Source organism: Pedobacter jejuensis (genome assembly GCF_003725795.1).
Lineage (GTDB): Bacteria > Bacteroidota > Bacteroidia > Sphingobacteriales > Sphingobacteriaceae > Pedobacter > Pedobacter jejuensis.
Genome location: NZ_RBEE01000012.1, coordinates 205,029 through 222,079 on the forward strand (window position 1 = coordinate 205,029; position 17,051 = coordinate 222,079).

13 protein-coding genes and 5 tRNA genes are annotated in these 17,051 nt (G+C 36.7%); all 18 read right to left on the reverse strand.

The features are described 5' to 3' along the window. Nucleotides 1-90 precede the first annotated feature (90 nt). Complete coding sequence (rpoC, locus tag D7004_RS08480; protein WP_123205449.1) at nt 91-4,377, reverse strand: DNA-directed RNA polymerase subunit beta'; 4,287 nt, start codon at nt 4,375-4,377, stop codon at nt 91-93. Nucleotides 4,378-4,479: 102 nt separating this feature from the next. Then, on the reverse strand, nt 4,480-8,283 hold the full coding sequence (gene rpoB, locus D7004_RS08485; RefSeq protein WP_123205450.1) for a DNA-directed RNA polymerase subunit beta: 3,804 nt from the start codon (nt 8,281-8,283) through the stop codon (nt 4,480-4,482). A 157-nt stretch (nt 8,284-8,440) separates the two neighbouring features. After that, nucleotides 8,441-8,818: a 50S ribosomal protein L7/L12 gene (gene rplL / locus D7004_RS08490; RefSeq protein WP_123205451.1), complete on the reverse strand. Its 378-nt coding sequence runs from the start codon at nt 8,816-8,818 to the stop codon at nt 8,441-8,443. A gap of 63 nt (nt 8,819-8,881) precedes the next feature. Next, the gene (gene rplJ, locus D7004_RS08495) at nt 8,882-9,403 is read right to left on the reverse strand and encodes a 50S ribosomal protein L10 (RefSeq protein WP_123205452.1); all 522 of its coding nucleotides are present in this window, start codon (nt 9,401-9,403) and stop codon (nt 8,882-8,884) included. 2 nt (nt 9,404-9,405) lie between these two features. After that, nucleotides 9,406-10,104, reverse strand: a complete 699-nt coding sequence (gene rplA, locus D7004_RS08500; RefSeq protein ID WP_123205453.1) for a 50S ribosomal protein L1 — start codon at nt 10,102-10,104, stop codon at nt 9,406-9,408. A 19-nt stretch (nt 10,105-10,123) separates the two neighbouring features. Continuing rightward, nucleotides 10,124-10,567, reverse strand: a complete 444-nt coding sequence (gene rplK, locus D7004_RS08505; protein WP_010601094.1) for a 50S ribosomal protein L11 — start codon at nt 10,565-10,567, stop codon at nt 10,124-10,126. Between the two features lie 146 nt (nt 10,568-10,713). Beyond that, nucleotides 10,714-11,256 (reverse strand): transcription termination/antitermination protein NusG, encoded by a 543-nt coding sequence (nusG, locus tag D7004_RS08510; protein WP_056092813.1) that lies wholly within the window; start codon nt 11,254-11,256, stop codon nt 10,714-10,716. A gap of 7 nt (nt 11,257-11,263) precedes the next feature. Beyond that, the gene (gene secE / locus D7004_RS08515) at nt 11,264-11,461 is read right to left on the reverse strand and encodes a preprotein translocase subunit SecE (RefSeq protein WP_056092816.1); all 198 of its coding nucleotides are present in this window, start codon (nt 11,459-11,461) and stop codon (nt 11,264-11,266) included. A 108-nt stretch (nt 11,462-11,569) separates the two neighbouring features. Continuing rightward, nucleotides 11,570-11,640 (reverse strand) — tRNA-Trp (locus D7004_RS08520). 102 nt (nt 11,641-11,742) lie between these two features. Then, the gene (gene tuf / locus D7004_RS08525) at nt 11,743-12,930 is read right to left on the reverse strand and encodes an elongation factor Tu (protein ID WP_123205454.1); all 1,188 of its coding nucleotides are present in this window, start codon (nt 12,928-12,930) and stop codon (nt 11,743-11,745) included. A gap of 123 nt (nt 12,931-13,053) precedes the next feature. Beyond that, a tRNA-Thr gene (locus D7004_RS08530) sits at nt 13,054-13,125 on the reverse strand. 79 nt (nt 13,126-13,204) lie between these two features. After that, nucleotides 13,205-13,277 (reverse strand) — tRNA-Gly (locus D7004_RS08535). 86 nt (nt 13,278-13,363) lie between these two features. After that, nucleotides 13,364-13,446, reverse strand: a tRNA-Tyr gene (locus D7004_RS08540). Between the two features lie 82 nt (nt 13,447-13,528). Beyond that, a tRNA-Thr gene (locus D7004_RS08545) sits at nt 13,529-13,601 on the reverse strand. Nucleotides 13,602-13,831: 230 nt separating this feature from the next. Then, nucleotides 13,832-14,179 carry a ribosome hibernation-promoting factor, HPF/YfiA family gene (gene hpf / locus D7004_RS08550; RefSeq protein WP_123205455.1) on the reverse strand — a complete coding sequence of 116 codons (348 nt, stop codon included), beginning with the start codon at nt 14,177-14,179 and terminating at the stop codon, nt 13,832-13,834. 14 nt (nt 14,180-14,193) lie between these two features. Continuing rightward, entirely contained in the window at nt 14,194-15,078 is an 885-nt protein-coding gene (locus D7004_RS08555) for a tyrosine-type recombinase/integrase (RefSeq protein WP_123205456.1), read from the reverse strand. A 140-nt stretch (nt 15,079-15,218) separates the two neighbouring features. Further along, nucleotides 15,219-15,413 (reverse strand): 30S ribosomal protein S21, encoded by a 195-nt coding sequence (gene rpsU / locus D7004_RS08560; protein ID WP_123205457.1) that lies wholly within the window; start codon nt 15,411-15,413, stop codon nt 15,219-15,221. Nucleotides 15,414-15,598: 185 nt separating this feature from the next. Beyond that, nucleotides 15,599-17,047 carry a RagB/SusD family nutrient uptake outer membrane protein gene (locus D7004_RS08565; protein WP_123205458.1) on the reverse strand — a complete coding sequence of 483 codons (1,449 nt, stop codon included), beginning with the start codon at nt 17,045-17,047 and terminating at the stop codon, nt 15,599-15,601. Nucleotides 17,048-17,051: the final 4 nt, after the last annotated feature.

Here is a 17,051-nt window from a genome sequence, read left to right on the forward strand (position 1 = left end):
GTAATATTTTTAATAAAATTACAAAATCTATTCCAAACAAAAAAGTCCTCCACTTTGGGTGGAGGACTAAATTTTAAATGTATTAAAAAATTATGCTTCTACTTCTTCTTGTTTTGAAGCTAATAATTTATCGTACTCTTCTTGAGAACCAACAATGATTCTTTCGTAACCACGTACACCTGTTCCTGAAGGAATTAAGTGTCCAACAATTACGTTTTCTTTCAAGCCTAACATGTTATCACGTTTACCTGCAATTGCTGCTTCATTTAATACTTTCGTAGTTTCCTGGAACGATGCCGCAGAAATGAACGATTTAGTACCTAATGACGCTCTTGTGATACCTTGTAAGATAGAACTCGCTGTAGCTGGTCTTGCATCTCTAACCGTAATCTGTTTCAAATCTTTACGTTTCAATTGAGAATTTTCGTCTCTTAATCTACGTAATGATACGATTTGACCTGGTTTGAAATCAGTTGAATCACCTGCATCTTCAACAACTTTCTTATCGTACATTGCATCATTCTCGTCAGCAAAATCCCAACGGTCAACTGCATTGTTTTCTAAGAAAATAGTATCACCCGGATCTTCAATGTGAACTTTCTGCATCATTTGGTGAACAATTACCTCAAAATGCTTATCATTAATTTTCACACCTTGTAAACGGTAAACCTCTTGAATACCATTTACTAAGTATTCTTGAACCGCTGCCGGACCTTTAATTGATAAGATATCTGCTGGAGAAATTGAACCATCTGATAAAGGCATACCTGCTTTCACAAAGTCATTATCCTGTACAAGGATGTGTTTAGACAATGGAACTAGGTATTTTTTAACTTCACCATCTTTAGATTCGATTGTAATCTCACGATTACCACGTTTAACACCACCTAAAGTTACAACACCATCAATCTCAGTTACTACAGCTGGGTTTGAAGGATTACGAGCCTCAAATAATTCCGTTACACGAGGCAAACCACCTGTAATATCTCGGGTTTTACCAGTTGCACGAGGAATTTTAGCTATAATCTGACCAGTTTGAATGGTTTCACCTTCATCAACTGAAACGTGAGCACCTACCGGAATGTTATATCCTTTAATAAATTCGCCTTTCTTATCAACGATTTGTACGGATGGATTTTTAGTTTTATCACGTGTATCGATAATCACTTTTTCACGGTGACCAGTTTGCTCATCTGATTCTTCACGGAAAGTAACACCTTCTATAATTGCATCAAACTGTGCTTTACCGGCAAATTCTGAAAGAATAACCGCGTTGTATGGATCCCATGAACAAATTTTATCGCCTTTAGAAAGTTTATCACCTTCTTTAACGAATAAGAATGCACCGTAAGGAATGTTATTTGTTACAATGATTCTTCCGCTTCCTGGCTCAACAATCTTGAATTCACCTGAACGGCCTAATACAACTTGTACAATACCGTCTTCTGTTTTTGTATCAACAGTACGGATATTTTCAAATTCGATAACACCATCAAACTTAGCAACGATGTTTGATTCTGCAGCAATGTTTGATGCAGTACCACCCACGTGGAATGTACGAAGTGTTAACTGTGTACCTGGCTCACCGATTGATTGAGCTGCAATTACACCAACTGCCTCTCCTCTTTGAACACGTTTTCCAGATGCTAAGTTACGACCATAACATAATGCACAAACACCTCTCTTATTCTCGCAAGTTAATACCGAACGAATTTCGATACCTTCTAATGGAGACTCTTCGATTAGTTTAGCTACATCTTCGTTAATGTCTTCACCAGCACTTACTAATAATGTATTATCTAATGGATTATAAACATCGTGCAATGAAGTACGACCTAAAATCCTGTCATATAATGGCTCAACGATATCTTCCTGATCTTTCAATGCTGTTGTGTACATACCTCTTAAGGTACCACAATCAACAGAATTAACAATCATATCCTGAGCAACATCATGCAAACGACGCGTTAAGTAACCCGCGTCAGCTGTTTTTAACGCCGTATCTGCCAAACCTTTACGAGCACCGTGAGTAGAGATAAAGTACTCTAATACCGATAAGCCTTCTTTAAAGTTTGATAAAATCGGGTTTTCAATGATATCACCACCTGAACCTGATTTTTGAGGTTTCGCCATCAAACCACGCATTCCGCAAAGCTGACGAATCTGCTCTTTCGAACCACGTGCACCTGAATCAAGCATCATGTAAACTGAGTTAAATCCTTGGTTATCTGACGATAACTGAGTCATAACGAAAGTAGTTAACCTGTTGTTGATACGGGTCCAGATATCGATAATCTGGTTGTAACGCTCGTTGTTGGTAATGAAACCCATGTTATAGTTGTTTCTTACCTCTTCAACTTCAGCAGCTGCTTGTTCTAATAATGTATGTTTCTCTACAGGAATATTAACATCTTGTAAATTAAATGATAAACCTCCTTGGAAAGCCATACGGAATCCTAATTCTTTGATATCATCTAAGAACTGAGAAGAACGAGCCATACCAGTCATTTTCACTACTTCACCAATAATATCTCTTAAAGATTTTTTGGTTAATAATTCATTGATATAACCAACTTCTTCAGGAACCATTTGGTTGAATAACACTCTACCAACAGTAGTTTCAGTTAATTTATTAACGATAGAGCCATCAGCTTGTTTAACATTTACCCTTACTTTAATAAAGGCATGCAAGTCTAATTCTTTTTCGTTGTAAGCAATGATAACTTCTTCCGGAGAATAGAAATTTGAATCCTGTCCTTTTACAACACGAGTTTCATCAGTTCTACGGCCTTTAGTAATATAATAAAGACCCAAAACCATATCCTGAGATGGTACTGTAATTGGCGTACCGTTTGCAGGGTTTAAAATGTTATGTGCTGCCAACATCAATACCTGGGCTTCCAAAATTGCTGCGTTACCTAGTGGTAAGTGGACAGCCATCTGGTCACCATCAAAATCGGCGTTGAATGCAGTACAAACTAGTGGATGTAATTGGATTGCTTTTCCTTCAATTAATTTTGGCTGGAAAGCCTGAATACCTAATCTGTGTAAGGTTGGTGCACGGTTTAATAATACCGGGTGACCTTTCAATACATTTTCTAAGATATCCCAAACCAATGGATCTTTTCTATCAACGATTTTCTTTGCAGATTTAACTGTTTTTACAACTCCACGCTCAATCATCTTGCGAATAATGAACGGTTTGTAAAGCTCAGCAGCCATATCTTTAGGAATACCACACTCGTGTAATTTAAGGCTAGGCCCTACAACAATTACCGAACGAGCTGAATAATCCACACGTTTACCTAATAAATTCTGACGGAAACGACCTTGTTTACCTTTCAAGATATCTGAAAGTGATTTCAAAGCACGGTTACCTTCAGTTTTTACCGCGTTAACTTTACGTGAGTTATCGAATAATGAATCTACAGCTTCCTGCAACATACGTTTCTCGTTACGTAAAATTACCTCTGGTGCTTTAATCTCGATCAAACGTTTTAAACGGTTGTTACGGATAATTACACGACGGTATAAATCATTTAAATCTGAAGTAGCAAAACGACCACCTTCTAATGGTACCAATGGACGTAATTCTGGTGGAATAACCGGAACGATTTTAACAATCATCCATTCAGGACGATTCTCAATACGCGTATTAGCACCACGGAAAGCTTCAACAACTTGTAAGCGTTTTAAAGCCTCATTTTTACGTTGTTGAGATGTTTCGTTAGCAGCTTGGTGACGTAAATCGTAAGATAAAGTATCTAAGTTAATACGTTTTAATAAATCTTCTAATGCTTCAGCACCCATTTTGGCGATGAATTTATTAGGATCTTTATCATCAAGATATTGATTTTCTTTAGGTAATTTATCTAAAATATCTAAATATTCTTCTTCCGTTAAGAAGTCCATATAATTGATACCTTCTTCAGCCATTAAACCTGCCTGAATTACTGCATAACGCTCGTAATAGATAATTAAATCTAATTTTTTAGTAGGTAAACCTAATAAATAACCGATTTTGTTAGGTAAAGAACGGAAATACCAGATATGCGCTACAGGAACCACCAATGCGATGTGACCCATACGCTCTCTACGTACTTTCTTTTCAGTTACTTCAACACCACAACGATCGCAAACAATACCCTTATAACGGATACGCTTATATTTACCGCAATGACATTCATAATCTTTTACCGGACCAAAAATACGCTCGCAAAACAAACCATCACGTTCAGGTTTGTAAGTACGATAGTTAATGGTTTCCGGTTTCAACACCTCACCGCTTGAACGTTCCAGAATAATTTCCGGAGACGATAAGCTAATCGTGATTGATGTGAAATTGCTTTTTAATTTATTATCCTTTTTGTAAGACATATCTCTTGTATAAGGTTAAAGCTCAAAGCTTAAAGCTCAAAGCTAAAGACTGTGCAGTTAAGCTTTCATCTTTTTGCTTTCAGCTTTCAGCTTTTAGCTTAGTTAATCTAACGTAATATCTAAACCTAAACCGCGTAACTCATGTACCAATACATTAAATGATTCTGGCACACCTGGTGTTGGTAGGTTTTCACCTTTAACAATGGCTTCGTAAGTTTTGGCTCTTCCGATAACATCATCCGATTTAACGGTTAATATCTCTTGAAGAATATTAGCAGCACCGAATGCCTCTAATGCCCAAACCTCCATCTCACCAAAACGCTGACCACCGAATTGAGCTTTACCACCCAATGGTTGTTGTGTAATTAATGAGTATGGTCCGATTGAACGGGCGTGCATCTTATCATCAACCATGTGACCTAATTTTAACATGTAGATAATACCTACAGTTGTGGTCTGATCGAAACGCTCACCTGTTAAACCATTGTATAAGTAAGTTTTCCCTGAAGCAGGAACTCCCGCTTTAGCAATCCACTCTTCTACCTCAGTATGTGTAGCACCATCAAAAATTGGAGTTGCAAACTTAACACCTAATTCCTGACCGGCCCACGCTAAAATAGTTTCATAAATCTGACCAAGGTTCATACGTGAAGGTACACCCAGCGGGTTCAACACGATATCAACCGGAGTACCATCAGCTAAGAAAGGCATATCTTCGTCACGTACAATACGTGCAACAATACCTTTATTACCGTGGCGACCCGCCATTTTATCACCTACTTTTAACTTACGTTTTTTAGCAACATAAACTTTTGCCATTTGTACAATACCCGATGGAAGCTCATCACCTACACTTATCGCAAATTTATCGCGTTTGTAAGCTCCTAGTTCTTCGTTAACACGGATACCGTAGTTGTGAAGCAATAATTTAATCATCTCATTTTTATCCTCATCAGTAGTCCACTTGTTAGGGCTGATGTGAGTAAACTCAAGATCGGCTAAAATTTTCTGAGTAAATTTAGCGCCTTTAGCAACCAATAATTCTTTATAAATATTAAATACACCTTGAGATGTTTTGCCATTTACAATAGTGAATAATTTATCAACTAATTCTGCTTTTAATTTCTCAGTGATATTTGTATATCCTTTGTCTAATTTCTCAATTGCCGATTTCTCTTCAGCTTTTGTAGTTTTCTTAGCACGGCTGAATAATTTAGTATCAATTACCACACCTTGGATTGAAGGAGGAGTTTTTAAAGACGCATCTTTAACATCACCCGCTTTATCACCAAAAATTGCACGTAGTAATTTCTCTTCAGGTGATGGATCCGATTCTCCTTTTGGAGTAATCTTACCAATTAAAATATCACCTTCTTTTACATCAGCACCAACACGAATAATACCATTTTCATCAAGGTCTTTAGTAGCCTCTTCAGAAACGTTAGGGATATCTGGTGTTAATTCCTCTTCTCCACGTTTAGTATCACGTACTTCTAATTCAAACTCTTCAATATGTAATGAAGTGAAAACGTCATCACGAACAATACGTTCGTTAATTACAATCGCATCCTCAAAATTGAAACCTTGCCAAGGCATGAAAGCCACTTTCAAGTTTCTACCTAACGCTAATTCACCATTTTGAGTTGCATAACCTTCGCAAAGCACTTGTCCTTTTGTAACTTTCTGACCTTTCTTAACGATTGGTTTTAAGTTGATACAAGTATTTTGGTTGGTTTTTTTGAACTTAATTAAACGGTAAGTTTTGCTATCACCTTCAAATGAAACCAAACGATCATCTTCGTTACGGTCATATTTAATGGTAATTTCGTTAGCATCAACATATTCTACAACACCGTTACCTTCTGCGTTGATCAAAGTTCTTGAGTCACGAGCAACGCGACCTTCTAAACCTGTACCTACAATTGGGGCTTCAGGACGTAACAATGGTACGGCCTGACGTTGCATGTTCGATCCCATCAAAGCCCTGTTCGCATCATCATGTTCTAAGAACGGAATCAACGAAGCTGCAATTGATGTAATCTGGTTTGGTGCAACGTCCATTAAGTCTAATTTCTCAGGCTCAATAATCGGGAAGTCACCCTCGTAACGTGCTTTAACACGTGGCGTGGTAAATACACCTTTATCATCATATTCTGCATTAGCCTGAGCGATGGTTTTACCATCTTCATCCTCAGCAGATAAATAAATAACGTCCGAGTCAACAATAACTTTACCATCTTCAACACGTTTGTATGGTGTTTCAATGAAACCTAAATTATTGATTTTTGCATGCACACAAAGTGATGAAATTAAACCAATGTTTGGTCCCTCTGGAGTTTCAATGGTACATAAACGACCATAGTGAGTATAATGCACATCACGAACCTCGAAACCGGCACGCTCACGTGATAAACCACCTGGACCTAAAGCCGATAAACGGCGTTTATGCGTAATCTCTGCCAATGGATTTGTTTGATCCATGAACTGAGATAATTGGTTTGTACCAAAGAAAGAGTTAATAACCGATGATAACGTACGGGCGTTAATTAAATCAGTTGGTGTAAAAACCTCATTATCACGAATGTTCATACGCTCACGGATTGTTCTGGCCATACGAGCCAAACCAACACCAAATTGTGCGTACAACTGCTCACCTACCGTACGTACACGACGGTTAGATAAGTGATCAATATCATCCACTTCTTCTTTTGAGTTGATCAACTTGATCAAGTATTTAACAATGGCGATAATATCCGCTTTCGTTAAAACTTTAACCTCATCAGGGGTATTCATTTTTAATTTACGGTTGATGCGGTAACGACCAACATCACCTAAATCGTAACGTTTATCCGAGAAGAATAAACGATCAATGATACCACGAGCTGTTTCCTCATCAGGTGGTTCTGCGTTACGCAAAGCACGATAGATGTTTTCTACAGCTTCTTTTTCAGAGTTTGAGGTATCTTTTTGTAATGTATTATATATAATGGTATAATCAGCCTGACTTGCGCCATCTTCTTTTGATAAGATGATGCTTTTTACGCCAGCCTCGATAACCATATCAATGTGTTCGTCTTCTAAAACGGTTTCTCTTTCAAGAATCACTTCATTACGGTCGATAGAAACTACTTCACCTGTATCTTCATCTACAAAATCTTCAACCCATTTCTTCAATACTCTTGCTGCCAGTTTACGACCGATGTATTTCTTTAAACCTGATTTACTAACTTTTACTTCGTCAGCAAGATCAAAAAGTTCTAAGATATCTTTATCAGAATCGTAACCGATAGCACGTAATAAAGTGGTAACCGGGAATTTTTTCTTACGATCGATATATGCATACATCACGTTATTAACGTCTGTAGCAAACTCGATCCATGAGCCTTTGAAAGGAATAACACGTGCCGAGTACAATTTGGTTCCGTTAGTGTGACGGCTTTGGCCGAAGAACACACCTGGAGAACGGTGTAATTGCGAAACGATAACACGTTCTGCACCGTTGATAACAAATGTACCTTTTGGTGTCATATACGGGATAGTACCTAAGTACACATCCTGAATAATGGTTTCAAAATCTTCATGTTCAACATCGTTACAAGAAAGCTTAAGCTTTGCTTTTAATGGAACATTGTAGGTTAATCCACGCTCAATACACTCGTGTATATCGTAACGTGGCGGATCAACAAAATAATCAAGAAACTCTAAAACGAAGATATTTCTTGAATCTGTTATTGGAAAGTTTTCAGCAAACACTTTAAACAAACCCTCGCTAGAGCGATCGTCTGATGTGGTATCTATCTGGAAAAATTCTCTGAATGATTGCAATTGCACATCCAGAAAATCCGGATAGTCTATAATGTGCTTACTAGTTGCAAAATTTACTCTTTGTTCGACTGTCTTTGCCAATGGACTAAAAGATTTTAGTTTAAGAATAAACTATTTGTTTGGTTCGGGTTTGAAACGTTCTCATTAACCAAGCAAAATGAGATGTTTATAAACAGGTAAAGACACCAACATTTTCAGTCGGTGTCTAATACATTTTTAGCTTAGCTAAATTAAGTAATTACTTAACTTCAACTACTGCTCCAGCTTCTTCTAATTGTTTTTTAAGAGCTTCTGCTTCGTCTTTAGTAACACCAGTTTTTAATTCTTTTGGTGCTCCATCAACTAAGTCTTTTGCTTCTTTCAAACCAAGACCTGTTAAGTCTTTTACAAGTTTAACAACTGCTAATTTAGCGCCACCAGCTTCTTTAAGAATTACATCGAAAGATGTTTTTTCTGCAGCAGCAGCAGGTGCATCACCACCAGCAGCAGGACCAGCAACTACAGCAGCAGCTGCAGGCTCGATACCATACTCGTCTTTTAAGATTTGAGCTAATTCGTTAACTTCTTTAACGGTTAAGTTTACTAATTGCTCAGCAAACGATTTTAAATCTGCCATTTTATTAAGATTTTAAAAATTTACGTAAAATAATTTTGTTTAATTGCGAACTTAAGGTGTTCGTTAACCTTCTCTTTCTTGTAGAGTTTTAACAATTCCTGCAATTTTGCCTCCGCTTGATTTAAGCGCAGAAACAACATTTTTAGCTGGTGATTGTAATAATCCAATGATATCGCCAATAAGCTCTTCTCTCGATTTTAAGCTTACTAAGTTATTCAATTGGTCATCGCCAACATAAACTGATGAATCTATATATGCTGCTTTAAGCAATGGTTTATCAGATGTTCTTCTCAAAGTTTTAATCAGCTTAGCCGGAGCGTTTGCTGTTTTTGAGAATAATAATGATGATGAACCTTTAAGGGCTTCGTATATCTCTGATGCATCGCCATCTAAACCTTCAATCGCTTTGCGAATTAAAGAGTTTTTAGCAACTTTCATAATGATATCACCTTCAAAACATTTGCGTCGGATATTATTAACCTGCTCAACAGAAAGGCTAGAGGTATCAGCAATGTAAAAATTGCCATACTCCTGCATTTGTCCTTGTAGTTCTGCAACTACTTCGTTTTTTTCTTCTCTGTTCATGATTAAATCCCCGCTACTGATTTGGTTTCAATTGCAATTCCAGGACTCATTGTAGAAGACACGTGAATGCTTTTAAAATAAGTTCCTTTTGCAGCAGATGGTTTCAATTTAGAAATTACAGAGATAATCTCCATTGCATTTTCATAAATTTTATCTGCCGGGAATGATACTTTCCCTATTGAAGCGTGTATAATACCGCTTTTGTCTACTTTAAAATCAATTTTACCTGCTTTAACCTCAGTTACAGCTTTACCAACATCGTTAGTTACTGTACCTGATTTTGGGTTAGGCATTAAGTTCCTTGGACCTAAAACACGGCCTAATTTACCTACCTTAGCCATACAAGCTGGTGTAGTGATAATAATGTCTACATCGGTCCAACCACCTTCAATTTTAGCCACATATTCGTCTAAACCTACGAAGTCTGCGCCGGCTGCTTTTGCTTCTTCTTCCTTATCAGGAGTTACTAAAGCTAAAACACGTACAGTTTTACCTGTTCCGTGTGGTAAAGTAGCAATACCACGTACCATTTGATTGGCTTTACGTGGATCTACACCTAAAGAAACATCAATATCAACTGATGCATCAAATTTAGTAGTAGTGATTTCTTTTACCAAAGCAGCAGCAGCCTGTAAAGTATAAGCTTTACCAGCTTCTATTTTAGCATGTGCCTTTTTTTGATTTTTAGTTAATTTCGCCACTGTTGTAAACTGTTTTTAATTAATTATTCCAGGGTGCGTCACCAGAAACGGTGATTCCCATACTGCGTGCTGTACCGGCAACCATACTCATTGCAGATTCGATTGTAAATGCATTTAAATCAGGCATTTTATCTTCAGCAATAACTTTAATCTGGTCCCAGGTCACCGATCCAACTTTTTTACGGTTTGGCTCAGCAGAACCACTCTGTAATTTAGTAGCATCTTTTAACTGGATGGCTACAGGAGGGGTTTTGATGATGAAATCGAATGACTTATCAGCATAAACAGTAATTACAACTGGCAATACTTTACCTGCTTTATCTTGGGTACGAGCGTTGTACTGTTTGCAAAACTCCATGATGTTAACACCTTTAGCACCTAATGCAGGTCCTACTGGTGGCGATGGATTTGCAGCTCCGCCTTTGATCTGTAATTTGATCATTGCACTGACTTCTTTTGCCATTTTGTGTTTTTTGTTTATTTAAAACTCAATGTTAAATATTGGAAGCATGTAACATTTAATTTCCTAGACGGTTCTATACAAAACCAAAAGGACTGCAAAGATATGGATAATCTTGCAGTCCTACAATATATTTTGTAAAATAAATTTTACTCTTTCTCTACTTGCATGTAGTTAAGTTCTAATGGCGTTTTACGACCAAAAATCTTAACCATAACTTTTAATTTTTTCTTCTCTTCGTTAACTTCTTCAATAACTCCGGTGAAGCCATTAAAAGGTCCATCCATAACTTTGATGTTTTCGCCAACGTAGAAAGGCACATTCATCATCTCACCTTGTTCACTCATTTCATCAACCTTACCTAAAATACGGTTAACTTCTGCCTGGCGCATTGGGATTGGATTACCAGCTTTATCACCTAAAAATCCGATAACACTATTTATTCCTTTTATGATGTGTTCTAATTCACCATCTAAAGTTGCTTCGATTAATACATATCCAGGATAAAAATTACGCTCTTTTGCAATTTTCTTTCCGTCTTTCATTTGGTAATATTTCTCCATAGGGATTAAAACCTGAGGAACCAAATGTGAAAAACCTAAACGACTAATTTCAGCATCAATGTACTGCTTTACCTTTTTTTCTTTACCGCTTACAGCTCTTACAACATACCACTTTAAAAGATCGCTCATTAGTATATTAGTTAGAAAGTGATTTGTAAAAAGTATCTAAAACGAAAACTGAACCTTTATCCATTGCAAATATGATTAATGCAATAATTAAAGAGGCTACTAAAACAAGAACCGCAGAATTTTGAAGTTCTCCCCAGGTAGGCCATGTAACCTTCTGAGTCATTTCATCGTACGATTCTTTTATAAATTGAACTACTTTAGCCATATCAAAATTATTGAATGAGAGAATGAAGAAATGTTTGAGTGATAAAATCTGGAGATAGCCTTTCAAATTCAATCATTCATTCATTTCAAAAATCAATCATTATTTAAGCACGGGAACAAGGATTCGAACCCTGATCAAAGGTTTTGGAGACCTCTATTCTACCGTTGAACTATTCCCGTGTAGAAGTTAAAAGCATAAAGCTAATGGGTTAAACCTGTTGCTTTATGCTTATAACTTTATTCAGGAAAACTTTCAGCTTTTGCCTTAAGCTTTCCCTATTTTTATTTTACTATTTCAGTTACCTGACCAGCACCTACAGTTCTACCACCCTCACGGATTGCGAAACGTAAACCTTTTTCCATTGCGATTGCATTGATCAATTTCACAGAAATTGTAACGTTATCACCTGGCATTACCATTTCAGTACCTTCTGCTAATGAAATTTCACCAGTAACATCTGTTGTACGGAAATAGAATTGTGGACGGTATTTGTTGAAGAATGGAGTGTGACGACCACCTTCTGCTTTTGATAATACATAGATCTCAGCCTTGAAATCAGTGTGTGGAGTTACTGAACCTGGTTTACAGATTACCATACCACGACGGATATCAGTTTTCTCAATACCACGTAATAATAAACCAACGTTATCACCAGCTTCACCGTAATCTAAAATTTTACGGAACATCTCAACACCAGTAACTGTAGATTTTAAGTTCTCAGCACCCATACCTAAGATTTCAACTGGATCACCAGAGTTGATTACACCACGCTCAATACGACCAGTTGCAACAGTACCACGACCAGTAATCGAGAATACATCTTCAACAGGCATTAAGAATGGAAGTTCAGTTAAACGTGGAGGAATTGGAATGTAGCTATCTACAGCATCCATTAATTCCATAATTTTTCCAACCCATTTAGCATCACCGTTCAAACCACCTAAAGCAGAACCTTGAATAACAGGAATATCATCACCAGGGAAATCGTAGAACGATAATAATTCACGAACTTCCATTTCTACTAATTCTAATAATTCAGGATCATCAACCATATCCACTTTGTTCATGAATACAACTAATGAAGGTACACCAACCTGACGAGCCAATAAGATGTGCTCACGAGTTTGTGGCATTGGACCATCAGTAGCAGCAACAACGATAATAGCACCATCCATTTGAGCCGCACCTGTAACCATGTTTTTAACATAATCCGCGTGACCTGGACAATCTACGTGTGCGTAGTGACGGTTTGCAGTTGAATACTCAACGTGCGCAGTATTAATAGTAATACCTCTTTCTTTTTCCTCAGGAGCTGAGTCAATTGAATCGAATGAACGTGCCTCAGATAAACCTGCATCAGCTAAAACTTTTGTAATAGCTGCTGTTAAAGTTGTTTTACCGTGATCGACGTGACCGATGGTACCGATGTTTAAGTGCGGTTTACTACGGTCAAATTTTTCTTTTGCCATTTTATTTATAACTAATTAGTAGGTTAACTTTTTATTATTTTTATTTATTGTTTTGATGCAATGCAACACAAAAAACCTTGCCCATTCTGTTTGTAACAGATTTAACAAAGCTTAATTTACCTGAGCCAACTATGGGAATTGAACCCATGACCTCTTCCTTACCAAGGAAGTGCTCTACCGCTGAGCTAAGTCGGCTTTTTAGTTTTCAGTAACCAATTTTCAGTTTTCAGTTCAAACTGCAAACTGTTAACCACCAACTGCTCACTCTTTATAGAGCGGAAGACGAGGTTCGAACTCGCGACCTATAGCTTGGAAGGCTATCGCTCTACCAACTGAGCTACTTCCGCTTTTTAATGATTGATTGAGTGAATTATATAATGAGTGAATGTAACCATTCTATCATTCAAAATTTAATCATTCTTACACTAATTCGTGGGGAGAGAAGGATTCGAACCTTCGAAATCTTGCGATAACAGAGTTACAGTCTGTCCCATTTGGCCGCTCTGGAATCTCCCCATCTTTTTGTTTACGAAATAATGATTCACAAATTAAGACTTTTCAATCGATAATCGTCAATCTATAATCTAAAACAAAAAAGAGCCTCCTATCGGAATCGAACCAATGACCTACTGATTACAAGTCAGTTGCTCTACCAGCTGAGCTAAGGAGGCTTTTGTTTATGTTCTATGCCTAAAAAATTGATTTTTCAACCAATTAAATGGGTATTTCACAAATTATTAAACTTTCATAGAACAAACCAATTCTTTATTTGAGGAAACCCCCTTTCCGAATTGGAATGCAAATCTACACAATTATATTTCTATTCAAAATAATTTTAAAAAAAAATAAGCAGGCTTATAAACCTGCTTATTTTTAATATAATTTTAAAAGAAATAGTTGCTTAGTAATCAGATATTTCGCTTTCGATTAATACTGATTTTTGTTCACTAATTTTTTTTCTTGTTTTTTCTTTATGCTTGGTAATTTGCTTCCTTAACGATTCAATTGCCAAATCTGTTGCCTCTTCAAATGATTTACATTGTTCTTTTGCAAATAAGGTTCCACCTGGCACAATAAGCTTTATCTCACTAATCTTGTTAGCCTCGTTATCTACATTTTCTAACTTTAAATACACTTCACCACTAATAATCTGGTCAAAAAACTGATCGAGCTTATTAGCCTTCTTCTGTATAAAATCTAACAATTTACTGTCTGCACTGAAGTGGATTGATTGAACTCCGATTTTCATTTTTCCTCCTTTTTTTATGCCTTTGGATGGGCTTGTTTATAAATTGACTTTAATCTTTCGATTGAATTGTGTGTGTAAACCTGTGTGGCAGCTAGACTTGCATGTCCTAAAAGCTGTTTAATCGCGTTTAAATCAGCACCAGCATTTAATAAACTGGTTGCGTAACTGTGTCGCAATACATGCGGACTCTTCTTAATACTAGTAGAAACCAATGCTAAATTAGAGCTCACGATGCGATAGATCAACTTTGGATAACCTTTAGCGCCAGTATTAGTAACGATTAAATAAGATTGAATGTTGCTGAAGTTTTGCAACTTTTTTAGTTCAACATAGCTATTTATTTGATTAATAAGCTCTTTATTTATTGGGATTATTCGTTCTTTATTTCTCTTACCTAAAACCTTAACCGTTCCCGAATAAAAATCTACATCAGTTTCTTTAAGCTGTATAAGTTCATCCAAACGCATTCCCGTACCGAATAATAATTCGATAACCAAATGATCTCTAACCGACTTAAAGCTATCATCAAAATGAACATCAGAATCTAACAGGCTGTCTAGTTTTTTTGATTCGACAAAATTTGGTAACCGTTTTGGAATTTTCGGTGCCTTTATTAAAAGCATTGGGTTTTGTGGAATTTTACCTTCGCGATGTAAAAATTTATAAAAACTTCTTAAGGCTGAAATTTTTCGATTGATGGTGCTCTCTATTGATTTATCTTCCAATAAATGAACCATGAAACTCCTGATGTGTGTGTGCTTAACGGATAAAAAATCTAAATCAATTTCTTTTTTCAGAAAAATCTTAAACTGATTTAAATCTGCTTCGTAAGCAGTTATGGTATGCGCAGATGAGCGTTTCTCGTGAGATAAATATGTAAGAAAACTTTTTAATAACACGTAGTATGTATTAATCCTGCACTAAGAATGAAGTTACTAATAGTTTTAATATTAAGAAATTATTAACAACAAATTTTTTCAAAAAAAAATGCCTTCAGGAAAAATCCTGAAGGCATTAATTAAATTTATATTTTAAACAACTATACAGTTGTATCTAAATTCATGTTTTGAATGTAAACAGCATGTTTAATTTCAGTACGACGGGCTACAGATTTTTTCTCGTATGCCTGACGGCTACGTAGTTCTCTCAATACACCAGTTTTCTCAAACTTTTTCTTGAAACGTTTAAGGGCTTTATCTAATGATTCGCCGTCTTTAATGTTGATAATGATCATAACGCTGAAATACCTCCTCTCGTGGTTTTTTAATTCGTCCTTATTGTAAGGGATGCAAATGTAAGTAAATAATTGAAAATGAGAAAGATTTTTATAAAATAGTTTATTAAAGCGTTACAGATTACCAAAACTAAAAATGCCCCGAAATAATTCGAGGCATTAAGGTATAAATGAAATATGTTATTTTAGTTATCAGTCATTAACCTATTGTATAAAAGTTCTGATTGAGATATAGGAAAAATGTATCTTCTGTCGCTAGCAGGCACTGCAGAAACAGTTCCCTTTGCTGGCAAATCTAAGCCTAGTCTCAATAAATCAGGACTTCTTAAGCCTTCTCCCAAAAATTCGATATTTCTTTCTTTCAAGAAAGCATCAAATAGTGCTTGAGGTGTTGCAAAATTAGCTGCAGTAAATGTTGTAGTGGCATCAGAACGTTGTCTTACGGCATTTAATAAGCTAATTGCTCTTGCATCTATCGAATTTGTACTTCTGGCAATTGCCTCACCTAAGCTTAGTAAAACTTCTGCATAACGAATTACAGGAACGTAATCGCTGTAAGGTGAACTAGGGAATTTCGCCATCAGTTGACTAGGAACGTTTGCAACCGTTGCTGACGTTATTAATGCTCTTCTCGCATCAGTTGTTTTCCAACCCGCATCTGCAACAATTCCTGCATCATTTAACTTATACTCCCTAACTGAAAAAAAGTATGAGCCAAGCGCATTTTGACCGCCAACAATGTCCGCACCTACAGTCATCGGAGAAGACAATATAGATTCCGTTGTTGTATAAGGCGTTTTGTATACATTGGCAACATTTGCCTGCAATGCATTTGCTACCCCAGTGGTCGCGGTGTAAGGTGCGCTTGAACTAACTATCTTATTTGCTTCAGTTATAACATCGGTATAGCGTTGCATACTCAAATATACTCTAGTTTTAAAAGCGATTGCAGTGTTGCGATGTCCTCTTACTGTATTATCATAAGCAGCAGTGTAACTTAATGGTAAAGCGGCCTCTGCATCATTTAGATCTGCTAAAATCTGCGTGTAAATCTGTCCAACTGTACTTCTTGCTAAATCATAATCTCCAGCGCCAGAGTTACCTTTTAATCGTAAAGGAAGTCCTGGTTTACTTCCATTGCCATCCCAATAAGGCCTTGCATATAATTGCAGTAAGCTATAATATGCTATAGCTCTAACCATCTTTGCTTCACCAACATAATTTGCCGCTAATGCAGTTCCAACGGTTGCCGCTCCACCTGCCGCCATACCATCTATAAACAAGTTACAACGGTTAATAACTGAATATGCAGCATTCCAAAAGCCAGTTACTTCCTGGGCATTATTTGATGTTGTAAAATTCCAAACCTGGTAAGCAGTTACCGCATTTGTTGTTAAGTTAATATAATTGTCTGCACGTACTTCGTTGTAAACGATGTAACGTCCGCCATAAAAATCATTAGCTTTTAACCCGGAGTAAATTCCAAGCACCTGGGCTTTAATTCTGTCTGGTGTACTAAAAGAGGATTCAAAATCCACAGCATTTACCGACTTAGGATTTAAGCTCGACTCCTTTCTGCAAGATGTTGCCATAACGGCAGCCAATACTAGAGTATATATAATTTTTCTTTTCATGTTA